This is a genomic window from Kaistella sp. PBT33-4 (assembly GCF_029194425.1).
GTDB lineage: Bacteria > Bacteroidota > Bacteroidia > Flavobacteriales > Weeksellaceae > Marnyiella.
Map to the genome: position 1 here is coordinate 15,094 of NZ_JARFYL010000004.1, position 24,565 is coordinate 39,658.

Annotated in this window: 18 protein-coding genes and 1 pseudogene; 14 read left to right on the forward strand and 5 right to left on the reverse strand. The window is 34.8% G+C overall.

Going from position 1 to position 24,565, the window contains the following annotated elements; translation table 11 throughout:
• Positions 1 to 411: 411 nt before the first annotated feature.
• The 6 genes from P0M11_RS08905 to P0M11_RS08930 all read left to right on the forward strand — a co-directional run bounded on the left by P0M11_RS08905 (position 412) and on the right by P0M11_RS08930 (position 6,889).
• Positions 412 to 822: a hypothetical protein gene (locus P0M11_RS08905; RefSeq protein WP_275625362.1), complete on the forward strand. Its 411-nt coding sequence runs from the start codon at positions 412 to 414 to the stop codon at positions 820 to 822.
• Positions 812 to 2,170: a hypothetical protein gene (locus P0M11_RS08910; protein ID WP_275625363.1), complete on the forward strand. Its 1,359-nt coding sequence runs from the start codon at positions 812 to 814 to the stop codon at positions 2,168 to 2,170. Before P0M11_RS08905 ends, P0M11_RS08910 begins: the two co-directional genes overlap by 11 nt.
• Positions 2,146 to 2,820 (forward strand): hypothetical protein, encoded by a 675-nt coding sequence (locus tag P0M11_RS08915; protein ID WP_275625364.1) that lies wholly within the window; start codon positions 2,146 to 2,148, stop codon positions 2,818 to 2,820. The genes P0M11_RS08910 and P0M11_RS08915 overlap by 25 nt, the downstream gene beginning before the upstream one ends.
• On the forward strand, positions 2,817 to 3,788 hold the full coding sequence (locus P0M11_RS08920) for a hypothetical protein (RefSeq protein ID WP_275625365.1): 972 nt from the start codon (positions 2,817 to 2,819) through the stop codon (positions 3,786 to 3,788). Before P0M11_RS08915 ends, P0M11_RS08920 begins: the two co-directional genes overlap by 4 nt.
• 90 nt (positions 3,789 to 3,878) lie before the next feature.
• On the forward strand, positions 3,879 to 5,978 hold the full coding sequence (locus tag P0M11_RS08925) for a hypothetical protein (RefSeq protein ID WP_275625366.1): 2,100 nt from the start codon (positions 3,879 to 3,881) through the stop codon (positions 5,976 to 5,978).
• Positions 5,975 to 6,889, forward strand: coding sequence for a hypothetical protein (locus P0M11_RS08930; RefSeq protein WP_275625367.1), 915 nt, complete (start codon positions 5,975 to 5,977; stop codon positions 6,887 to 6,889). The genes P0M11_RS08925 and P0M11_RS08930 overlap by 4 nt, the downstream gene beginning before the upstream one ends.
• 517 nt (positions 6,890 to 7,406) lie before the next feature.
• Here P0M11_RS08930 and P0M11_RS08935 read toward each other — a convergent pair.
• Genes P0M11_RS08935 through P0M11_RS08945 form a run of 3 tightly spaced genes read right to left on the reverse strand, consistent with a single transcriptional unit; the run spans position 7,407 to position 10,574 of the window.
• Complete coding sequence (locus P0M11_RS08935; RefSeq protein ID WP_275625368.1) at positions 7,407 to 8,267, reverse strand: hypothetical protein; 861 nt, start codon at positions 8,265 to 8,267, stop codon at positions 7,407 to 7,409.
• A 1-nt stretch (position 8,268) separates the two neighbouring features.
• Positions 8,269 to 9,282, reverse strand: a complete 1,014-nt coding sequence (locus tag P0M11_RS08940; protein ID WP_275625369.1) for a DUF3696 domain-containing protein — start codon at positions 9,280 to 9,282, stop codon at positions 8,269 to 8,271.
• Positions 9,283 to 9,284: 2 nt separating this feature from the next.
• Positions 9,285 to 10,574, reverse strand: a complete 1,290-nt coding sequence (locus tag P0M11_RS08945; protein WP_275625370.1) for a DUF262 domain-containing protein — start codon at positions 10,572 to 10,574, stop codon at positions 9,285 to 9,287.
• Positions 10,575 to 10,685: 111 nt separating this feature from the next.
• On the opposite strand from P0M11_RS08945, the pseudogene P0M11_RS08950 reads away from it, so the two are divergent.
• A pseudogene (locus P0M11_RS08950) lies at positions 10,686 to 11,746 on the forward strand (IS3 family transposase); the annotation flags it as partial.
• 687 nt (positions 11,747 to 12,433) lie between these two features.
• Here the strand turns inward: P0M11_RS08950 and P0M11_RS08955 are convergent.
• On the reverse strand, positions 12,434 to 13,087 hold the full coding sequence (locus P0M11_RS08955) for a hypothetical protein (protein WP_275625371.1): 654 nt from the start codon (positions 13,085 to 13,087) through the stop codon (positions 12,434 to 12,436).
• Between the two features lie 398 nt (positions 13,088 to 13,485).
• Here P0M11_RS08955 and P0M11_RS08960 point away from each other — a divergent pair, with 398 nt between their 5' ends.
• The 7 genes from P0M11_RS08960 (at position 13,486) to P0M11_RS08990 (ending at position 23,726) form a co-directional block, all read left to right on the forward strand.
• Positions 13,486 to 14,160 (forward strand): hypothetical protein, encoded by a 675-nt coding sequence (locus tag P0M11_RS08960; protein ID WP_275625372.1) that lies wholly within the window; start codon positions 13,486 to 13,488, stop codon positions 14,158 to 14,160.
• Between the two features lie 651 nt (positions 14,161 to 14,811).
• Entirely contained in the window at positions 14,812 to 16,476 is a 1,665-nt protein-coding gene (locus P0M11_RS08965; RefSeq protein WP_275625373.1) for a DUF4041 domain-containing protein, read from the forward strand.
• A gap of 122 nt (positions 16,477 to 16,598) precedes the next feature.
• On the forward strand, positions 16,599 to 16,805 hold the full coding sequence (locus P0M11_RS08970) for a hypothetical protein (protein ID WP_209816111.1): 207 nt from the start codon (positions 16,599 to 16,601) through the stop codon (positions 16,803 to 16,805).
• Between the two features lie 20 nt (positions 16,806 to 16,825).
• Entirely contained in the window at positions 16,826 to 17,185 is a 360-nt protein-coding gene (locus P0M11_RS08975) for a hypothetical protein (RefSeq protein ID WP_275625374.1), read from the forward strand.
• A complete protein-coding gene (locus P0M11_RS08980; RefSeq protein WP_275625375.1) occupies positions 17,182 to 18,357 on the forward strand; it encodes a PfkB family carbohydrate kinase in 1,176 nt (391 codons plus the stop codon). The genes P0M11_RS08975 and P0M11_RS08980 overlap by 4 nt, the downstream gene beginning before the upstream one ends.
• A complete protein-coding gene (locus tag P0M11_RS08985; RefSeq protein WP_275625376.1) occupies positions 18,351 to 19,529 on the forward strand; it encodes an adenylosuccinate synthetase in 1,179 nt (392 codons plus the stop codon). Before P0M11_RS08980 ends, P0M11_RS08985 begins: the two co-directional genes overlap by 7 nt.
• 450 nt (positions 19,530 to 19,979) lie before the next feature.
• On the forward strand, positions 19,980 to 23,726 hold the full coding sequence (locus tag P0M11_RS08990) for an Eco57I restriction-modification methylase domain-containing protein (RefSeq protein ID WP_275625377.1): 3,747 nt from the start codon (positions 19,980 to 19,982) through the stop codon (positions 23,724 to 23,726).
• Here the strand turns inward: P0M11_RS08990 and P0M11_RS08995 are convergent.
• The gene (locus P0M11_RS08995; protein ID WP_275625378.1) at positions 23,710 to 24,534 is read right to left on the reverse strand and encodes a TaqI-like C-terminal specificity domain-containing protein; all 825 of its coding nucleotides are present in this window, start codon (positions 24,532 to 24,534) and stop codon (positions 23,710 to 23,712) included. The genes P0M11_RS08990 and P0M11_RS08995 overlap by 17 nt on opposite strands.
• Positions 24,535 to 24,565 lie beyond the last annotated feature (31 nt).

A 24,565-nucleotide genomic window follows, 5' to 3' on the forward strand; every position in this document is an offset into this window, starting at 1 on the left:
AAGAGATCAACTTTTTATAAGTCATGCAGCTACGCAGGATAATTAATCCGTGCTTTTACCTGCATCCCCTATTGTAGTGCTCACAAATAAGTCTGCATCTGAGTCAAGGTGCGAAACTTGAGTTACATGAAGGGTGCGTCTGTAAGCCATACCTGGATAATAAAGCCTGTTCATCACGCAAGGTATCCATCTGTTCTTTTCTGTTCATTTTTTTTACATCCTTTCCAGAGGAAAAGTAGTCAGGGAATGCTTGCTGTATTTAGATAGACTTTTAAGAATAAAAAGATTTACTGTGCCCAAAAGCCATTTCATGCTTTTCCATTACGGAAAACCATAAACAACTTTCGCTTAAAATATCTTATTTTTAAAAAATAATCATCCCGGTTCAACATACCTTAAAATACCCGCTGCATGACCTTATTTTTATCACTTGTTATTTTTCTGCTCATCATTGCTTTTGCAACTAAAATTAATCGGAAAAATAAAGAAATCACCGAATTCAAAAACCAAAATAACGGGTTAACATCAGCCAATTCCACCCTGTCCGAAACGAATCAGCAGATCAATAATACGGTGTTGAATCTCACCTCTCAAATTGCTGACTTAAGCAAATACCAGGGAATCGTTGATACGGAAAAAAAAGCAGCTGAAATTCTTCAGGAGGCTGACCACAAATCTAAGTCCATGATCGGCGCGGCAGAAGAGTATAAGCTGGAGATACTTACCGATGAGGTCAGAATCAGAGGGGAGGCACTTGAAGTTTTATCCTCAGCAAAAAGCAAGTCAAAATCAATAGTTGATTATGCATCTTATGCAATATAAAGATCTTTACACCAAATACAACCTCCTTCTTCCATCAAAATTTGATGGAGGATATTTGATTATTACACTTTATGAAAAAATCAAAAACCGTGAAATTGAAGAATACTTCACACAAAAGGCGATAAATGAAATTATAGCGGATATAAAAGCTGAATTTGATTTGGATTCGATTCGTCCGTGGCCTAACATCAAAGACAATCTTTTCCATTATTTCCTACGAAGCCATCCGGATGAACCCTGGAAATATTACCTGACAGACTATGCTAAAAATGTAGTGGATTTGATGGTAAGCAAATTAGAGAATCCGTACAAGAATCATCCACTTAAAAAAAGTGTTCAGGACTCATTTACGATACGGCACGGTGAAATCAATACTATTGAAGAGCTTGAAAGAAAATTCGGAAGAATATTTATACAAGGCTCAAAGAAAATCATTACCGACCACTTAGAAGCATTGGAAGATGAATTAAGGGATGCATATGTAGAACTAAACGATATTCTACGAAAAGAAGACCAACAAAGTGCAACTGTGTTAGTCAGAGCGTTTACTGTTGTCTTTAGAAAGTTTGGAGAAAGAGCGGAAGATATCACGGAAGCTATAATTTCGAAAGACAAATTTCTTGGTGACCTGCTAAATGTGGTCGATCGATTTTATAGAAAGATGGAAGACGATGGAAGGCTCAATATAGACACTGTACAGAAAAGTAAGAGTGATTGGGAAAAGGCCCAGGAAATTTATACAGATATAAGGGAGTTTTTCAATTCGACAGACCGAAAAGTACAAATCATCCGCAGACAAATCAACCACGCCAGTGAAAAACTGACTGAGTTGCAGGAACAGTTTTCTGCCAGAGCCTTTTTAAGAGTACAAATAAAAAAACTGCATCGAACCGTTTTGGAAAGTTCTCAATACACTGCTGAGGGTGTTAGCTTCACTAGCAATTTTCCACTTAAGCAATTGGTGCATGAGCCTGTCCGGATGTTGTACCCAAGATATTACGACTTTGAACAGCCAAAGCCTAATTTCATTGTAAACGTTGAAACTGATGAAACATATGAACATAGTGAAAAGCTGAAAATAGCAACAGAGATCAACCGTCAGCAAATCATTAATCTATGGGTTGATAAAGCTAAAGATATTCTGGAAAACAAAGGGCAATTATCTATAGATGAACTGATGAAGAATATTGTGGATGAAGAAAAAGACCTGTCTATTGCGTATCAGGTAGCATCCAGTATGACAGCGTACGCTTCAGAGAACCGCAATGTATTGATCGAGGTAGAACAAAAAATTATTTCTTTACCTAAACAAAACCTATCCCTGTGGAAAACGAGAATTATGAAATAAGCGATTATTCTTTCCTATCAGAGGAAAGTGTCGAAAAGTATTTTGCGGACATTAATATTCTTTTGTTGTCGGGCAAACATATAGACCACAAGTATTACGCAGAATATACCGTACTGGAAAACTATGAACAACAGTGGAGAAATTTTTACATCAACCTATACAGGCTTAATCTTGTTGCTGATATCTCTGATAGAAGTCGATATTACTATCTCGATTTCACCGAAAATGGGAAAGGAACATTAAGCGATGCAAGCCGTAATAAAGAGCTTACTGAATTACAAACACTTATTGGATTGACACTTTTGGATATGTATTACCAAAAGTATTTTGACGAGGAAAAAATCATTCATTGGAATGACATCAAAACACACATTTTAGAAAATGACCATCAGGAAGCATACAAAAGAATTTTGTTCAACGATATACGGGAGTCTTATGATGAAAAAGAATGGAGTACAGTAGAAAACAAATTTGGAAAAACGATAGACAGTTTTGATAAATTAGGGTGGGTGGAAAAGCAATCTGGAAGGAATGAAGCATTGGTTTTTGAAATAAGACCCGCTATACACCGATTAACCAAATTGTATCAGGAAGAGCTTCAGAATTTTGAATTATTTAGCCACCGACTTATAAATGATGAATTACTATGAGTTATCCAAGAATCTATTCCTTATCAACAGTTGGTATTCTGAAACACTATATACACGATTACCTCTTTCATCCAACAAGAACAGATTTTGTTGGCCCAAATGGTGTCGGAAAATCAATCATTGCCGATTTACTCCAAATGATTTTTGTGTATGACAAAGACCTTATCAAATTCGGTACTGATGGAGTAAAAAAAGAAGAAAGACAAATTAATACCCTTCCCTATAAAACAAAATGTGCCTACTGTTTCTTGAATATTGAGGTAAATGCCGGTAAATTTATTGCCATCGGAATACAGATAAATAGCCAGAAAGGTAAACGTATGGTCCCTTTTGTCATTACGAGACAGGCGGATATAAACCTAAAAATAAATGAACTGGATATTGAAAAAGAAGAGCTGATTTTCGCCAAAGATTTATTAAAAGAAAAAGAGGCTGGAGCGAAAGAAATCGTAGAAATACAGGATTTGGCAACGTTCCTTTATGAAAAATATAATCTTCGATTGAACTTCTTCAGTAACAATGATGCTGTCAGCACATATTATAAGTTCCTTTATGATAAAAACATATTACCCCTCAATCTCAGCCAGGATAAAAATCTAAAAGCTTTCGCTAAAGTTATACAGTCCTTTTCAAAAGCTAAGACACTGAATTTAAGTGGTAATCAGTCTTCCAGAAATTTAAAAGAATTTCTCTTTGAAGAATCCGATGAAGATATTATTGCCAACTTTCAAAAAGAGCAATCCGAACTGGAAAAGATATTGAGAGAATATGAAAGCCTGAATAAAGACATTCAAAACCTTTCCAACAAACAAAAAAGGTTAATCAATTTACGCGAGTTGGAACAATCCCACAAAGTAAAATTCAAATCGTTTAAAGAAGCTGAATTACAAAACGCCTATATAGAATTAAAGCAATTAAAACAAAGAGAATCAGAAGAAAAAACACAGATAACGACCCAAGAAACTTAATTTACTGAACTAAAAACGGCTATTGAAAATCTTCCAACAGAAGAATCAATAATAAAAAAGGGTTATGAGGAAGCAGATGAAAATTTTAATATGTTCAACCGTTATCAAGACCTATCTAACAGCATAGAAAAGTTGGGTAAAGAAGTTGATGAACTTAAAATGTTTATTCGCCCTGAAGTAGATTTTAGCTGGAAGAATGAGATACAAAGAATTGATATTTTAAGTAGAAACAATGAAGGTATTAAAAAAGAAATCACTTTTTCAAAACCTTATCTGGAAAAGTACAAAACGCTTGAAAATATTATCCGAACCCGAAAGGAACAATCGGAGATTTTGGATGAATTAAAAGCAACCTTAAAAAAGGAAAAAGCAACCAAAGAAAAACTATTAGAATTATTGCAGGACAATGATGAGAATGGACTTTTAAACTGGTATATTAAGAATCTACCCTCGTTAGATTATGAACAATTACAGACGGTTTTGTATTACGCAACCAAACCTATTTCTGAAATTTCTAAACCTAACAATTCATCTCAATATCTCAATCCCGATGAATTGATTAATAATTTTAAAACGATCCCATCTAAAGAAGGTTTTTGGTTAAAGCTGGGTGCATTAAACCAATTTATACAATTTAATCCAGATGCAACCCTATTGGGAGACAAAGCAAATCTGGAGCAATCTGTACAACAGTTAATTCAAAAATTGAACACCGAAATCAGCTTGATAAATACCAAACTACAAGGATTGGAAAATATCACAGATGGGAAGCTTTACGATGTAAATCTATTTGATTATTCCTTTGATGTCTCTATTGCTGTTTTTAGCAATATTGAAAACTTAAAAAATGCTGTGGCTTGTATTTTACAGATTGATGAAAAGACCTCTCAATTGCAATCGCAAAAGAAAAGAGACGAAGAAGAACTATCGCAAATTAAAAATAAGTTTAAGGTTGAATATGATGAGCCGGAAGTGGTGAAAAAGGAATTATTGAGGATTCGTAAAGAATGGAGCGATAAGAAAGACCAGTTTTATCAGCAAAAAGGAATCAAATTAAGCAAGAAAGATTCTTTGGAAAAAGAATTACAACGATTTAAACAAGATTTACAAACCGTTATTGGTAGTCTGACTAAGAAGCAAACAGAGTTCACTACGCTCTATAGTGCTTATTACCAATATTTCCAAGAGAACATAACAGATTTTTCTTCAACACCTGGGAACACTGAGGAATTGGAGCACGCCTATAATGGGCTGTGGGCAGAATATAAAACAGCATTTATTGGCATTTCGAATTTATTTGAAGAAACAAGTGATCAGAAGAATCCAGCAGTACAATTAACGATTAAAGACCAAGATTTTTCATTCAGGGTTATGGAAGAAGCATTATTAGGTAGTAAAATCAAATTTACTGATGATATTACTACTGCTTTAGATGAAGCTAATCAAACCCGAACAACCATAGCTAATGGGATTAGGGATAATATGATTAAGATATTCAGTAAAACTACTGAGCGATACGAAAAATATGATGACCAGGTAAAAAGAATAAACGCTTTCTTTGTTGATCGAAAGATTAGTAATAAGTTTTATTTCAAACTTGAATTTGATGGGAATAAAGAAATAAAGATTGATTATATCAAGCAGATAGCTTACGAGGTTCGTAATACAGCGACAAAAGGAGAATTACAGTTTGGACAATCTATAGTAGATTTCATTGAAGATTTTTTCAGGAAACAGGCAAAAATAAAAAACAAAGTTCCGATTGAGAAATTACTAAACCCCAAAACATACTTTGAACTGTCAGCTAAGCTCACGGACCAGTTTGGAACTGAAGTTCCTGGCAGTACAGGAGAAACTTATTCTGCTATTGCATTACTGGGTATAGCAAGACTTTCTGCCGTACAAAAAGAAAAACGTAATGGTTTAAGGTTCATTATTTTGGAAGAATTAGGAAGTCTTGATAATACTAATTTTAATACTTTTCCCGCTATTGCAGATGAATTCCAATATCAGATAATAACAATGGCTCCTCATACATTCAATATCGGATTGTCTGATGAATGGTATGCCCATCATTTGATTAAAGGAAAAAAAGATGACAATATCAACTACTGCCCTTCAGCCTCTTATTTTAAAACGAAGGACAACAACGATGATTTGAATATCTATATAAACAGAATAGAAAAATGAATTGGATTGAGCTAAGGGCGCTAGATAATTTATACTCAAACGGTGAGGTAAAGATAAATGATACTTTAGCGAAAAGTGGTGAAATTAGTTACCTTATTAATTCTCTCAGAACACTTGACAGAACGCACGATAAGCTTTTTGTTTTAGAGGGCTTTGCAGAGCTGTATGAAAAAGATTATTTGGAGAAATATCACTGTTATGAAACTTTTTTATCAGATAATGGATTATTAAAACCGCAGCTTCGTTTTGATGAATCTGATATTCAAATCCTAATAGGGATAAAAGAGAATATGGACAATGGAAATTTGGAGCCATTGCGGGAGCAGATTATAAAAAATGAAGCAACTGTTAGAATAGTATCTCTTATGTTTTTCAAAAATGAGAAGTACTTGTTAGGGAAAGAAGCATTAATCAATGCTGTTAAATTACTTTTGGATATTGACGAATTAGCAGATGATAAGGATTTACAATATAAATATGTGCTCGAATGTATCAATCCCAGGTGCATCGTACTTTGTGAAAATATCGACTTTTTAAAGCGTCCTACATTGGCTAGAGCTAACAATATAGAGCTATGGTACGCAGGAGGCAAAAATGTAAATAAACTCGATTTTTCTGACACTAGAGGATTACCCATTTATTATTCATGTGATTGGGACTATGATGGTTTGTTTGTCATTTACCCTTTGGTGATTAATAAAATTAAGACCATTCAGCTCCTAACACCAAATGGATCCCCAAAAGGAATTAAAGAAACTGAGCATAATAGTAAATGGGAGAACATAAAGGATAGAAATATAGAAGATCTATTAACAGCTCATCAATTAGATATAATGGAGAATTTAATCAAGAGTAATCAATGGATTATTGAGGAATCTTGTGATCTTATCGAAATGATTAATAACTATTAGTTAATATATATGTTTAACTAAGTATATTTTCGAAAATGCAAACATCAAAAGAAGAAGATAATCATCCTCGTTCTAATTTTATTAAAGCGCTCGTTCAAAACACGAATACCAATAATGGTAGATTATTAGACAATAATAAAATTCTAAAGAAAATTGTACAATTTTGGGATAATCTTGAAAGGTTACCCGAAGATGTAAACGAGTGTATCCAAAGTTGGCATTAACCGGAAATCTTAGGTTATGAAAGATTGCTTTTTGCCAGTAAAAAAGCAGGAGAATTTATTCTCTAAAAATTGGGGCAGAGATATAAAAGTGCTTACGATAAATGTTATCATCCCGCAATGCAATCTGACTTTTTTAGCCTTTGTTATATTTTCATTGAAGGAGGTTGTTATCTATAATCAAAAAATATAAGTAAATGAAAATAGTAACAATTTCAGAAGAGGAACTTTTTATTAGTATTCAAGATTACTATCTGATGCACTGTAAATTAAAAACAGAGGAAGAAAAAGATGTATTAATCACTTAATTGATGGGTAAGATCAAATTCTAATAATATAAAAGAATCTTTAATTCGATAGCCGAAAACTCTAAATTTTTGAGTGACTCTAAACTTATATATCGGTGAAGAAGTAGAGTATTGTGCGAAATGATCTTGATCATGAAATTTTTTATAATCAAACCCAGCAATATTTTTTCCTTTTCCAGATTGTTTAAGTATATCAGACCAATTGGTGCTGGAAAACATATTGAAACTATTTATAAACTGTATCTCGTCTTTCTTATCGAGTATTTGATCAAAACTATTTTTAACATTAATTTTTGAAAAATCAAGCTTTGATCCATTGTAATAGTTTTTACAAAATACTTCGAAACTTACAAGGTTTTGTTCATAAAGTTTTTGAACTAAAGCTCTATTATTCGTATAGTTAGAAATCTTTTGTGAATGCTTATCTTTTTCAACATTTATAATTTCGCTAGAGTAGTTCGACGGAATAAAAGAAATCAGAAATATTTTTCGCTCATAACACTCCGCTAAAGCAGAATCGTTTACATTAACTGTATTATGTGTATATTTTGCTGCACCATCACATTTCTTACTGAAGTCCCAAAAAGGATCATTAATTACTTTGGACAAGTCAGATTTTAACTTTCTTATCTCATCAGATTTACTGAGGTTTTCAGTTGTCATAGCGGAAAGCATTGTGATGCCATTGTACACCTCACGGGAATAGATATCCGATTTCTTTAGTATCGTTATACAACTAGTTTTTTGTAATTGGAAAAATTGAATAATTTCTCTAAGTCCCGTTACTCGAAAATTTTCAGATGATGAATATTGGTTATGTAGCGAAAGTTCGTTTAATAATAATTCCATATTATACTAAATCAAGTAATTCATCTAAATCATTATCAAATTGATCGAACAAATCTTCTTTTAAATTTAAAATTCGTCCATCTTCATTTAATTTAATTGAGTGGTTGTGCGATATATTATTTTCGTCCAATTCAAAAAAGTGGATTTCGATAATATTATTTTGAATCCTTTTGTTGTGAACGGATTTACGGACACCATTAAAAATGTGATCGGAATGTGTTTCAACAATTAGCTGGACACCTGCTTGTGCAACGAAACATAAAAAGGATGCTAATTCTGATTGAGCTTTAGGATGTAGATGGATTTCAGGATTTTCTAAAACAATTGTTTCCCCTTTTTTGGAATTTAAACATAAAATTAATATTCCGATTATATAGCTAATTCCTGCACCAATATGATATGGTCGTACGAGCCTATTTTCTTTATACGAATAGTTGGCAGTAATTATATTACCTGTGGTGATATTATCTAAGCTAATTGTTACATTAAGGATTTTTTTTAACCAATAGTTGACGTGATAATTTAATGTATTACTTTTATTATCATAAACCAATGTTGGATCTATCGTATTGCTGGAATTTTGGTATAAATAATCAATTAAAAATTCCGCATTTTCACCTATAAAATTCTTTTTTGATGTTATTTTGTGGTAAAAATCTTTAGGTCCTATTCGGTTAGCTGAAATATAACTAATCTTCTTGTAATCATTATAATTATTCGGATGGATACTGGTTTCATCAATAATTAAATCATATGTTTTCTTATCTTGCTGCATGGAAATTTTAACGTTGTCTCTCCGGACAATAAAATTTCTTATTTCATCAAAATAACCCAAATTTAGCCAATTACTGTTAAGTGATGACTCTTCACTGAGACAATTGTCGATTAGCAATAACGATTGTATAACACTAGATTTGCCAGAAGAATTAGTGCCACATAAAATATTAAGGTTTTTAAGTTCAAGTTGAATATTATCAAAGCATTTGAAATTATCAATATCGATTTTTGTTATCATTTTTAAAGCAATTTAATTAATCCTATTGACTCATCAACAATATCAAAACGTCGTTGAACTGATTTGTTACTATCAACAGTGTAAGTTAAGCTTTTAACGAAATTATCATCCTCATTACCACTTTTTTTGAATCTGGAATTGTTTTTAAGAGAGTTATATTCTTGAACAATAAATTTTTCATGCTCGGGAAAATACTCCTCTATTTCTATAAAAAAATACATAAAAACTTCGAATAAAGCCATATTAATTGGTCTCCTAATTTTACCATCTTTAGGTAATCTGAAACAATCGTCTCCAAATAGTCTGTAAGCATTTTGTACTGCGTTGTTAAAAGATGTAAATAGTTCATCGTAGAAAGAATCTTTATCGCACAAAGCGTCAAGTTCGTCTTTTGAATAACTTGTATCTTTTAAATCTACAATTGTAAAATTCTTTTTATTTAAAAACTTCATAGATTTGGCTAGAAAATCTTCTAGATCACTTCTGTATTCAATTTTATTTTTAGAGTTGGAGTCATAATCGACTGAGATGTTTTTCTTCCATAAATAGAATGACAATGTTCTAAGAATTAAATATCTATCTTTCATTCTATGTGACGGAATATTTGAAGTCACTGACCTAAAAACGTCTAACTTACTTAAAGTATTTAAAAATTTTGTAGAACTTCCTTGGTAAATTGCATTTCTCATCTCTTGGTTATTTAACCTTGTTCCACCTCTATTTACTCTATCGAACAAATCATAAGTAAGTCTTTCGGGGGTAGGCTCTTTTATTATGTGTAGCACCAAATTTACATCTTCAATTTTACCTCGTATATTTGATTTTAAATAATCTTTATGATTACTTGATGGATGTTGATTTTCTCTCTCTTCATCGAATTTAAAACCATTATAATCTTTTAGAATAGATAAATAGGATAGTGCGAATTTATTATCCATAAAATCAAAAATGGTAGAGAGTCTTTGTCTGCCATCAATTAGAATCCAATCGCCTTCTTTATTTTCTTTAATATACAAAATAGGTAACGGAATCCCAATTATAATAGATTCAATTAGTTCAGATTTCTGTTTAGGACTCCAAACACTTGCTCTTTGAAATTCAGGATCGAGTTTAATGATATCACTCTTATACTTTCTGTAAAGTTGAAAGGCGGATAGGGAATCTCTTGCGATATTTATATTTCTATAAGGGTATACATCGTCTTCACTCTCGTCAGAGTGACTACTTAACGTTTCCTCTCCCTCAAAATCGTGATGTTCATCGCTAATTTCCTCTCTAGTATTATCAATCATCTTATAGTTTTTTCAAAGATATTATTAAATAACTTATAAAGTGTAAGCTCCCCCGAAAACAGTACGGTATTAAAGTATAAAATTAATTAACTTTAAATCGTAATTAAGACAATGAAAAAGAGCACATTCAGTCCTGCAAAGATTGCGGGTGTTTTAAAGGAGTTTGCCGGTGGTCGCAGTGCCGAGGAATTGGCCCGGGAAAATGGCATCAGCACAGCAACTTTGTACAAGTGGCGCCAGAAATACAATGGCATGGAGGCCAGTGAACTTAAACGGGTGAAGGAGCTGAAAGAAGAAAACGCCAGGCTCAAGCGTATGTACGCAAACCTCGCTATGGAACTTGACGTGGCTAAATACATTATCGAAAAAAAGCTCTAAAGCCTTGTCGGAAACGGGAGATTGTCATGGGAATCCAGAAGCTCCGTCCGAAGTATTCCGGCAAGGCTTTACGGGTACTTAAATTAAGCAGAAGTAGTTTTCATTACCGTTCACTGAAAGATGATTCTACGGTGATGATGGAACTGGAAAGGCTTACAGAAAGTCACCCCAGGGAAGGGTTCTGGAAATACTATTACCGGCTGCGCAACCGTGGCAAAAAAATCAATCATAAGCGGCTACACAGGATTTATAAGGAAATGAAACTTCCTTTGCGGCGGAAGGTGAAAAAACGTCTGCCTGCCCGAGTTAAAGCGCCATTGGAAGTACCGACATCCTTTACTCATACCTGGAGCATCGATTTTATGAGCGATGTTCTTTCCAACGGCAGAAAGTTCCGCAGTTTTAATGTGATTGATGATTACAACCGGGAAATCCTTCACATTGAGGCAGATTACAGTTTGAAAAGTTCGCGGGTGATATGGGTACAGAACCATCTGGTGAACCGCTACGGCAAGCCTGAGAAAATACGCATGGATAATGGACCGGAGTTTATAGCAAATATCGCTGAAGTCTGGAGCAGGGTACATGAGATCAACTTTGCATATATCCAGCCGGGGAAACCTACACAGAATGCCTACATTGAACGCTTCAACAAAACCTACAGGAATCAGATCCTGGATGCATATATTTTTGAAAGTTTGGATGAAGTAAGAAGTGTTACCGAGGAATGGGTAAGGGATTACAATAACGAACGCCCCCATGACTCATTGGGTGGTTTATCCCCTGTGATGTGGAAAAATGGACAGCAAGCCCAGGCAAAAGCCAACACTTTTCCTGCCCGCTTTTCCACATCCGACAACAATAGCACTCAATTATCAAGAAAAAATTCTACTTTTGAAGTGTACTGAAAATGGGGAGCTTACAACAAAGGGATAGTGTCTATTTTTTTTATAAAACAAAGCATTAGTATATTTTACTTATTCCAAACAAAATTATTCTTTTAATACCAGTTGCCATCTTCTAAAAAAATCCGCTTCCAAAAGGAAACGGATTCATTGTTGTAGTACTCTTAGATGCTTAGTTAGAAGGTGCTTATTGAATGTAAATTGCAGCAATTTTTAACAACTACCTTCTTTCAAAGATACAATCCATAGTTATGTTGTTTTTAAACATTTATATCCTAAAGATCATTCATATTTTGCAAGAACCTTCTTTGAAATAATATAGATTATAGCAATTGCCCAGCTAATCGTAAGCGAAATAATAAAATTGTAGTATATATTATCCAAGCTATAATCGTTAGAGAGTATTAAATTCCCTATTAAAATCAGTAAAAATCCTATTACTAACATTTTGATAAATCTAACTTCGCCCTTTTTTACTTGGGGTTTCCGTCCTTGATTCTTAAGAAGGTAAATGATTGTGAATAACCATAAGATCACCTGAAGCCAGTAAAAATACTGTGGGAATTCCATATTGTTTTAGTGATAGTTTCTTCCCTTGCACTTTGCTGCTCTGTAAACCAATGTAGAATATGATCCAGCCAATGATGCCCAACCCACTACTGCTCCCACGCCTGTTGGAGCTGTGCCAACCATTACTACAGCAGAAATTGCAGTGTCAGCAAATGCTGCCATTACTCCAGCTCCACAATTACTTGAACCACTAATTTCGTAAATGGTATTGAAAATCACTTTTTGAGGTGAACTATTGGCGTAAGCTAAACTGAATTCCTCATATATAGCAGCTCTTAACTGCTCACCGCTAGGATCATTTTCTAATAAGTATTCCTTATTGTGATAAATAATTTTTAAAAATTCTTGCGTGGCATCTGATGGAATAGCGTAATATGCATTGAAAGAATCACCAAATTCATCAAATAATACAGGATTTGAATCAAAAACACTTCCTTCAAGAAGATCGTTTTCAAACTGGTCGTGCGTATCTAAGATCAAATTCGGATTTATAGTCATTCTTTTAGATACCTCAACAAGTTGTTTTGCGATATCATTTAAGTATTTACCTTCTGGTGCTGAAAGATTACTTAAGTCTGTACTTTCTGGCATGATCTCAACCCTGTCCGAACATCCGGTCATAACAGCTAAAATTGAGCAGGAAATCAGTAGTTTTTTCATAATGTATTATTTAATTTATTTATTAATGTGCTCCAAAACTAGTAATAAAGTCAAAACTATGCAAGTAGTGCACTAATAAAGGTATATTTCTGTCAAATCGATTATTTGCCGGCATATGCTATGTGCTGAATATCAATTGTGTACAAGAACAGGCCAAAGCTAACTTTAGTAAAGAGCGTAGTGGAGCAGTAATATGATTCGCTTAAAGATAATGTGCTTCTCGATATACTATAAGAAAAAGTACCGGAACCCTCTAAGTTGGATGATAGGCCCACTAATCTTAATTTTATATATTTTCCCGCTTAACACAAGTCCGTTTTTATATTGAGGGTTATATCGATAAATTTTACTCTTAATCTCCCTTTGAATTTAATACAAACAATATTTTGCATAAATATTTGAAGGAAATTTTATTGGGATATACACTGCCTCATCAGATGCCGCAATTTAAAGAAGAAAATAATGTGAACTATAATCCTGTATACATCATTTTAAGGGCTGCTCTGAATGCGTTATTAGCGGCTAAAAAAATTAATCTGCGCTCGTTGCTTAATAATAATGAATTTCAAATTAACCAAGAAATAATTAATGTCGGTTCCAAAAATAGTTGTTATAACGTTCAATATTCGCTATTTATAGTCTTTTCAATTTTAAAGAAAATTTATGATTCTTCAGATTATCTGCGTGAAATCTTAATAGATTTAGAACAGCTTGATAAAGAGAGATTCAGAAGGCAGCTGGATTATACACGCATTTACGATGATGATTCATATAAAGTATTAGTGGACGCTTGCTTGCCATTTTTAGTTGATTATAAGGATATTGATCCTAAAGCGAATGATCTCAGGTTCACGTCAGATCAGCTTAATTTCAAACAGAAACTTACTTACTTGGAAGTTGTTGCGGAGTTTAAAATGATGACTGAACGACACTCAAACTTTCGCGGAACTTCATATGCTTTTAGTTTTGAAAAATTTTATAATATAATGGACGAGAGTCAGGAAGTTGAATTAAACCCTTTTACATTACTTCGCAAGACGTTTGAAAGAATAAAAAGTATTACGTCGATATAATAACATGAGCGCTAGAGTACGCCAGAGAAGCTGTAGAACAAAGCTAGTGAGCAGATATTAAGTGGTGCTAAAGAAACTAAGAAATGATCAAAAAGTGGTCTAGTGATGTCTAGGTGTTTTAGATTTATCATAAAAGCAAAAAACCCTGGTGAAGACCAAAGTTCTTTTGCCGACCGGGAAAAGCCCAATCCTATTTAACGACAAAATTAAAAAATATACTTACAAAAGACAAACTTTTTTTATAGAAAGAGATCAACTTTTTATAAGTCATGCTGCTACGCAGGATAATTAATCCGTGCTTTTACCTGCATCACCTATTGAAGTGCTCATGCATAAGTCTGCATCTGCGTCAAGGTGCGAAACTTGAGTTACATGAAGGGTGCATCTGTAGGCCCACCTGGGTAATAAAGCCCGTTCATCACGCACGGTATCCATCTTTTCTGTTCATTTTTTTTTACATTCTTTCCAGAGGAAAAGTAGTCAGGGAATGCTTGCAGTATTTAGATAGACTATTAAGAATAAAAAGATTTACTGTGCCCAAAAGCTATTTCATGCTTTTCCATTACGGAAAACCATAATCTGCTTTCGCATAAAAAATCATATTTTTAAAAAAAATCATCCCGGTTGCACTAACCTTAAAATACCCGCTGCATGACCTTATTTTTATCACTTGCTATTTTTGTGCTTATCCTTGTTTTTGCAATTAAGATTAAGCAGAAAAATAAAGAAATCACCGAACTCAAAAACCAAAATAACGGGTTAACAGCAGCAAATTCAGCCCTGTCCGAAACGAATCAGCAGATTAACGATAACGTTTTGCTTCTCACCTCTCAAATTGCTGACTTAAACAAATACCAGGGAATCGTTGATACGGAAAAAAAAGCAGCAGAAATTCTTCAGGAGGCCAATCAAAAGTCTAAGTCCATAATCAGCGCGGCTGAGGAGTATAAGCTGGAGATACTTAACGACGAGACCAGAATAAGAGCGGAAGGGAATGAAGCATTGGCCGCGGCCAAAAGTCAGTCCAAATCCATACTCGGTCAGGCTCAGATAAAATTAGATTCATCCCTTGCTGAAGCTGCAAAAATAATACAGCAGGCCGCAGAAAAAGCTGTTGAAATTGCGGGAAGTGCTTATGAAGCAATGAAAACTGCAGATGAGCATCGGCAGACCGTCCAAGCGATGAAGAATGTCATTAAAGGGTATGGCGATAAGTACGTAAAGCCTACCTTCAGCCTTCTGGATGATCTTGCTGAAGAATTCACTCACACAGATGCCGGACAGCAACTTGCAAAGGCCCGCGAACGGAATAATAGTTTAATTAAAACCAATCTGGCCGCTAAATGTGATTATGTAGAACAGAACCGGAAACAAACGGCGGTTAATTTTGTTCTCGATGCCTTTAACGGTAAAGTTGATTCGGTTTTGTCAAATGTAAAAAAAGACAATTATGGTATTCTGGAACGGAAAATTAAAGACGCTTTTTATATAGTGAACTTTAACGGGAAGGCATTCAAAAATGCTGAAATCACTAATGAATATCTGGATTCACGTCTGGATGAGCTTAAATGGGCAGTGATCGTCCAGGAGCTTAGATGGCAGGAGAGGGAAGAGCAGCGTCTGATACGTGAGCAGATCAGAGAGGAGGAAAAAGCAAGGCGGGAGTATGAGAAAGCGATTAAAGAAGCTGATCGGGAAGAGCAACTGCTGAAAAAATTAATTGAAAAGGCCCAGAAAGAAGTGGAGAAAGCAAGTGAAGAAGAGAAAGCTAAATTCCTTTTACAATTAGGTGAACTTCAGGAAAGGCTGCAAACAGCTGAAGAAAAAAATCAACGCGCCCTGTCGATGGCGCAGCAGACCAAAGCCGGCAATGTCTATGTCATTTCTAACGTAGGCTCATTCGGAGATGATGTTTATAAAATTGGTATGACACGCAGATTGGAACCTTTAGACCGAATACGGGAATTGGGTGATGCCAGTGTACCTTTCGAATTTGATGTGCATGCATTGATCTACAGTGATGACGCGCCGGGGCTGGAGAGGCAATTGCACAGGAGGTCTCTCAAACTGCAGATGAATAAAGTAAATCCCAGGAAAGAATTTTTTAAGGTCGGTATTGCTGATATTAAAGATGCGGTCACTCACCTGGGTATTACTGCAAAATGGACGATGGCTGCTGAAGCCAGGCAGTACCGCGAAAGTATCGCCATTACAGAAGCCATAAAAAACAACAAGGCATTGGAGCAGGAGTGGGAACGTTTTCAGGAGGAAGCCGAAATAGAAATACAGGAAAGGGAAGTGGAGGCGGTTGAATGAAGATGGTTACTGCAAAAACATTTTTGATGTAGTCAATTAGTAAGATAAAAAATAGTATAGACTAAAATGTCTTGATGATCTAGTTTCATAATTTATTTTACATTTACTTTAAAATAAAAACTATGATTAAAGATAAAATATCTTCCGATTTACAATCGTTGTCAGATGAGCAAATTTTAAAAGAGTTTGTCAAAAGATTTAATTGCGACGGAGCAATCCTATTGTATTTGGAGAAAAATCATGAAAACGGAATAGCACGATGGGCAAATAATGAGGGAAAGAAGTGGGTTAAAAACTTATTGCCTTTAATAAAAGAAATTCATACATAAACTAAACAAATATTACAAATATGAAAGGAGGTGGAGGCGGAAGCCTGAATTACAGCAGACCATTAGCAGGAGTAGCAGGAGGAGGGAATCTCCAGGATGATGATGAATGTTTTAAAATTAAATTTGAAGCAGCTCTTAAAAAGATGCAAAATAAAATCCACAGTTTAAGTATAGGCGATGTTTTGCAACTTGATTTGGAGCCTGATATGGAATTGGTAAATGCATTGTCAGATGGTATATTATGTGGTACACTAGATGCGCCGCAGGTAATTCAGTTGCGAATTTGCATGAAAAAAGGAAATAAATTTAAAGCTACAATTAGTGAATTGGATAGTCATTCATGTAAAGTAATTGTACAGAATTTAATAGCTATACGATGATTGATATAGTGGGAGGAACGTACTATGAAGTTTGTCACGAACCGCAGTACGGCGACCTTTTTGGTTCAGGATTACGAGGAGCAATAGCGTTGAGTGACAAGGGATTTGTTATAAATTTTCACTCATCTGTCGGTTCGGAGTTTAGAGATCAATTTCATTACAAAGCTACCTTGTATGACATTAATGATTATATGATAGTTCAGGACAAATCCGTAATATTTGATTACTATCATCCATTATCAAAGCCAATCCCTTATAATTTGCCCGTTGATAATTTCAATTTACCACCATTAAAAGCAAAAAACATTCTTTATTACGGCATGATCGAATGTGATTGCTTAGTTGACGGAGAATATGTTGTTTACGACCCTCAAAATCACGTAGGGTTTAAAGAAACAAAATCAAAAGCAGAACATCTTGCCTTGATACTTAATAAAAATGAGGCAATGTTGTTAAGCGATAACATTAGTGATAATCTTACTATAGTAGGCAAACATTTATTAAAAACTGAAGGGGCAGAAGTAGTCGTAATTAAGAATGGAGCAAACGGCGCAATTGTTTTCTTTGAAGATAAATACACAGTTATTCCAATTTTTGCTTCAGAAACAGTTTGGCCAATAGGAAGCGGTGATATTTTTTCTGCCGTATTTGCTTGGAAATGGATGATTGAAAAACTTTCACCACATGAGTCCGCGTTGTATGCTTCAAAGTATACAGCTGATTATTGTAATTCTAAAAATATCCCTTTATCAATTAGACCGAGAGAATTTGATAGCATAACCTCAACTGGGAGGAAAAAAATTTATTTAGCTGCCCCTTTTTTTACAGTCGCTGAAAGATTTTTAGTTAAAGAAATACATGATGTACTAGAAAGTTTTGATGTTGAGGTGTTTTCGCCATACCATGATGCAGGTATATCGACAAACAAGGATGGTAATAGGGAATTGCTAAAAAAAGATATCGAACATCTGGAAGATTGTGATGTGGTTTTAGGCATATTATCAGGCAATGATCCGGGGACCATTTTTGAAATTGGATATGCAAAAGCACTGAGGAAAAGAGTAATTATTTTATATGAAAATTATAAAGAAACCGACATGTTTATGTTTGAGGGAACTGACTGTGAGTTTACTTCAGATTTATCTACGGCAATTTATAAATCGACATGGTAAAAAAAGCATATATAGTTGTCGGCTTAGGTTTCGGAGATGAGGGAAAAGGAATTGTAACCGATTTTCTTTCAAACAAATATCCGGATTCAATAAATGTGAGATTTAATGGTGGACATCAAGCCGGACATTGTGTGGTTAATTCAGTCACCGGTGAAAGTCATATCTTCTCTAATCTTGGATCGGGAACTTTTAGGGGGCTACCTACATATTGGTCGTCATATTGCACTTTTGCTCCTTCCTACTTTGTAGAAGAAGTTGCAGGTTTAGATTGCGATTTAAAATTTTTCATTCATCCTAATTCACCCGTGACAACGCATTACGATATTTTATATAATAAAACTTCGGAAATATCCCTTGGGCATAGAAGGAAAGGAAGTTGTGGAGTGGGTTTTGGTGCCACGATAGATAGGAATCAAATAATTTCTTTCACCGTATCTGATTTATTTAATGAGGAAAAGTTTTTAATAAAAAAACTTGGAGAGATTCGCAATTACTACAAAAATCTTATAAATATTGAGACTTCATTTGATTTCAGTCATTTTGATCACGAACGCGAAGATTTGTTCTTTATGCAACAAATTGACTATCTGAAAAAAATAGAAGCAAATGGAGGCTTCACAATAGTGGGTTCTGAGCAAGAAATATTTAAAAATTGGAATTCATTTATTTTCGAAGGATCGCAAGGTATTCTAATAGACCAAAATTTCGGTACAAAACCCTACATAACAAAAAGCAACACGACATCACAAAATGCGATCAAAATGATTACGCAATCTGGAATATCTATAGAGACAGAAATTTTTTATGTAACACGAGTATATCAAACTCGGCATGGTAACGGTCCATTTAAAGAAAAAAATTCTAACTTCTATCTAATTAACAACTCAGCGGAGACCAATGTAGATAATGAGTATCAAGGAAAATTTAGAGCTAATTTTCTTGATCTCGCCGATCTGCGCTATGCGATTGCCTGTGATAATAAATACTCAAAACATTTTAATAAAAATTTGGTAATTACCTGTCTTGATCATATGGAATCAGAGGACATACCAGTATACGATAAAGGGGAATTGGTTACAACAAATTACAGAGATATTACTGATCTTCTTAATCTAAGATTTAAACAAGTTTATTTTTCTAAAAGTAATCAATCAGAAAATATTTTTCAATAGTTAAGAAATTTCGAGACAAATGTTCCATTTGCTTTTCTTTAAATATTCCGCCTCAAAAAGTTACAAATTAACTGAAAACAGTTAAAGTTCATAAAGAAAGCACATTCAATCCTGCAAAGATGTTAGTTGTTTTAAGTAATTTACAGTATGGCGCATTGCGTATCTGCTTATCACTAAGCAAGAAATCTACGGTCCTTCCGCTTTTCAACATCCGACAATAACAGCTAAACGTAAGGAGAATATCTGCTTTTTAAGTGTGCTAAAATGGGGAGCTTACAACACGCGGACAGCGGTCGCTCTTCCTCTGTTTAGTTGAGTCTTGTAAAGTATCTGAAACGAAACTTTTGCCGATCATGCACAAAATCAGAAATTATCTTTCGCAGTGCCATGCATTCTCAGTTTCATTTTTTTGTCTAAATTTAAGACCCTTTTGTTTTAGACAGATTATTCATGAAAAAAAACCCGCTTCAACCGCAGAACGCGCTGAATCCAGCTTATAAAAAATTTAATCCACCACAAAATAGCGTTGAGGAGTTTGTTACCAAACTTGAAGATTGTATCAAAGCAATAAAGCTGGTCGATGATAAAAAAGAGAGTGAAGAACACCTTAAATCTCCCATTAGAAAATTTCTCTCTTCTACCTTTTATTCAGAAAATGAAATCAACACCAGGGAAAGAATTGATCTCGCTGTTTATCTAGGAAAAGACGCAAGCTCCGATGTGGGAATAATCATTGAGGCTAAAAAACCCAGCAATAAATCTGAATTCCCTAGGGTTAACAAACTGAACACTAAAGCTTTTCAGGAAATCCTGCTGTACTACCTCAGAGAGCGGGTTGATTACAAGAACAACAACATCAAGCATCTCATTATTACCAACGGTTTCGAGTGGTTTTTCTTCAAAGCAGAGGATTTTTACGCTTTATTTTACAAAAATAAAGAATTACTTAAGGAGTACGGTCAGTTTAGAGACGGTCTCAAAGACACATCCTTGAATGAACTGTTTTATAAAGAAATTGCCCATAAGCACATTGCGGCAGTGGAGGACAGTATGCCTTTTGTACACTTGGATTTCCGGAAAGGGAGCGTAGCAGAATTAAAGCAGAAAGACCTGGTTAATATTTACAAACTGTTCTCCGATGTACATCTTCTGGGGAAAAGCTTTGGCAACGACAGCAATCAGCTGAACAAAGCATTCTATAATGAACTTCTTCATATCATAGGATTAGAGGAAGTAAAGATCGACGGTAAGAAACTTATTCAGCGAAAGAAAGATGCAGCTCGGGATTATGGCTCTCTTCTAGAAAATACAATTTTCACCTTGGAGGATAAAGATTATCTTTTGAAGGTGAAACCTATTTCCAATGATGACAATAAGGCCTTCACGCTGGGTCTGGAACTGTGTTTAACATGGGTAAACAGGATCCTGTTTCTGAAACTGTTGGAATCTCAGCTTCTAAGTTATAATGGCAAATCCCCTTCATATAAATTTCTGCATTTCGATTTCCTCAATGGTTTCGATGAGCTCAACGGCCTGTTTTTCTCAGCATTGGCCAAGCCACTGTCAGAACGCCACGCGCGTTATGCGGAAAAGTATAAAAATATTCCCTATCTCAACAGCAGCCTTTTCGAAAAAAACGAATTAGAAGATCTTACGTTTGATATTACCGCTTTGATGGACGAGAAGATGGAAGTGTATTCTTCCACCATTCTGAAAAATTCCAATGGCAGGAAGGAGGGTGGTAAACTTAATACCCTTGACTATCTTTTCAGGTTTTTGGATGCTTATGATTTTTCTGCGGAATCAGGTGTGGAGATTGGAGAGCGTCAGGAGAATAAAACATTGATCAACGCATCTGTGCTGGGTCTGATCTTTGAGAAAATAAACGGATATAAAGACGGCTCCTTCTTTACGCCTGGCATGATTACGATGTTCATGTGCAGGGAGACTTTAAGAAAGGCGGTGATCCAAAAATTCAAAGAGGAGATCGACAGCAGTATTGAAACTTTTGATGATGTCAAAGCGTACTGCAACCGGTTTTACAAAAAAGGTGATGTCCAAAGGTTGAATGAAGTCATTAATACCATCAGGATCTGTGATCCCGCGGTGGGGTCGGGGCATTTCCTGGTCTCGGCACTCAATGAAATGATCACCATTAAAAGCGAACTGAAAATTCTTGCTGACGAAAATTATGCTCCTATTCCGTGCGAAGTGGAAATTGATAATGATGAACTGTATATATCTGATGCTTCGGGGGAATTATTTGCCTATCAGCGAAAGGATCCACACAGTTTAAGAATTCAGAAAGCTATTTTTCATGAAAAGGAAACATTGATCGAGAACTGTCTTTTCGGCGTAGATCTCAACCCAAATTCTGTGAACATCTGCAGACTAAGGCTCTGGATTGAACTGCTTAAAAATGCATACTATACTGATACTGGCGAATTACAGACTTTACCGAATATCGACATAAACATTAAGTGCGGTAACTCGTTAGTAAGTCGCTTTGCCTTGTCGGACAGTTTGAAATCTGCTTTCAAAAACAAAGAGGTCAGTTATTCCATTGAGGATTACAAGCAGGCCGTAAAAGAGTACAAAACAACCAATTCCAAAGTCAAGAAAAGGGGAGTGGAAGGTATCATCAATACCGTAAAGAATAATTTTAAATCTACTTATGACAATAACCAAAAAGAAAAGGTTACAAAAGCCTTAGGTGCCTTTCAGAATGAGGACCAGCGGCAGCAAAACCTTATTGCTTTTGGTCAGACCATAAAAAAAACAGAGAAAGACCATCTTAAAAAACTGAAGATTAAGGCGGAGCAGGCACAGAAGGAAAAAGAGCAAATCCTGAATAATATAATTTACCGGAATGCTTTTGAATGGCGCTTTGAATTTCCCGAAGTGCTGGATGATAATGGCGCCTTTACAGGTTTCGATGTCATTATCGGCAATCCTCCCTACATACAGCTGCAGAAAATGGGAGCTACCAGCGTTGAGCTGCAAAAAATGGGATATGAAACGTTTGCCAGGACTGGAGATATTTACAGTCTTTTTTATGAATTAGGAAACAATGTTCTTAAAAAAAATGGGCTGTTGACTTTTATAACTTCCAATAAATGGATGCGTGCTGCGTATGGTGAGATTTTACGCAAATACTTTAGTGAGAAAACCAACCCTTTAATCTTAATTGATTTTGCGGGCAATCAGATTTTTGATTCCGCCACCGTAGACACCAATATTTTGATGTTTGCAAAGCAGAAAAACGAGCTGAAAACCCAAGCCTGTGTCATCAAAGAAAAGCTGTTAAATAATTTGAGCGTTTTTGTTAGACAAAACGCTGTGATCGCAAAATTTGAAAATTCAGATTCATGGGTAGTTCTTTCTAATATCGAAAAGCAGATTAAGGCGAAAATAGAGAGAATAGGCACACCATTAAAGGAGTGGGACATCACAATAAATTATGGCATTAAAACGGGTTATAACGATGCTTTTATAATAAGTGCCGAAAGACGAAAAGAATTAATAGAGCAGGATCCTAAAAGTGTAGAAGTTATACGACCGATTCTAAGGGGGCGCGATATTAAGCGTTATTCGTGTGATTTTGCAGATTTATATATCATCACCACCTTTCCGAGTTTAAAAATAGATATTGAGCGATACCCCGCTGTCAAGCAGCATTTGAGCGGATTCGGATATGATCGTTTAAAACAAACAGGAGACATGGGAGCAAGGAAAAAGACTAATAATCAATGGTTTGAAACGCAAGATTCTATAAGTTATTGGGACGATTTAAATAGCCAGAAAATCATTTGGGGCGAAATCTCAGATAAAACAAAATTTAGTATTGATTTAGATGGTACTTATGCTAATGAAGCTACAACCTTTTTAATGACAGGGAAATCACTAATATACTTATTGGGTTATTTAAATTCTAAATTGTCAGAATATTTATTCTCTAAACTCGGTACGACTACCGGCGTAGGGACTGTTCGCTGGAAAAAATTTACAATCGAACAATTATTGGTGCCTAAGCTAGATTTGGAAGAACAATTATCTCTTGAAAATGTTGCTCTGGAAATAATTAAGGCTGCAAAACATACTAGGGAAACAGCGCTTTTAGAGAAAAAATTCGACAATATTTTGTACAAATGTTTGAAGTTTAGCGATGAGGAGATAAGCTTTATTGAACTACAATAAAGCCAATTGCCTCTCTCTCATCATCATTTAAATCATATATTTCAAAGAGCATGTTGTCAATTTCTAATTCATATTCTTTTTTTTTTTTTTGATCTCCTTGCAAATCTTGACATTTTAAAACTAGTCTCATGAATTCAACGTTGATTTCTTCCGATACGTATTTTACCTTGACTTGTTCAAGAAATACTTTTCGTAATTCTCTAGTGCCTCCCAATAATTCTGGAAAATCATCCTTGAATGCAAATTTGAAAAGACTTGAATTCAAAAAAGCAATTAGATAATATATTTTTTCACCGCTGAGGATAAAGCATTTATTATTTACAAGAAAGTTTTTATTATCAAAGTAGAAGTTTAGAAATTTTGTTAATTCTGGATATATAATTTTATGCTTATAAAAATCGTCCATATAAGCGCAGTTCCTCAAATTGTAGGGTGTATCACCTTTATCACCCCTCTTCTGCAAACCTGGAAAGTAACTATCCAAGTGTTTTTTAATCGCTGGATAGTCGTTGACATTTATAGGTTTAATACCACTTTCCTTTAGGCCATTGTGCGTATTAATTAACCATAAATCTGCGAAGTCAAAACCAAACTTTTTTATATCCCTGCCGCGTAAAATCGGTCGTATAACTTCGCCTGATTTTGGATCTGCTGCAATTAGTTCGTCTTTCTTTTTTCCATCAATAATAAATGCCTCATTATAACCGGTTAAAATTCCGCGATAAATATTAATATCCCAATCTTTCAAAGGTGTTCCAGCCGCTTCAATTTTGCTTTTAATACTTTGTTCAATTGAACTAAGAACCACCCAACTTTCAGCAGAACTAAATTGGCATTCC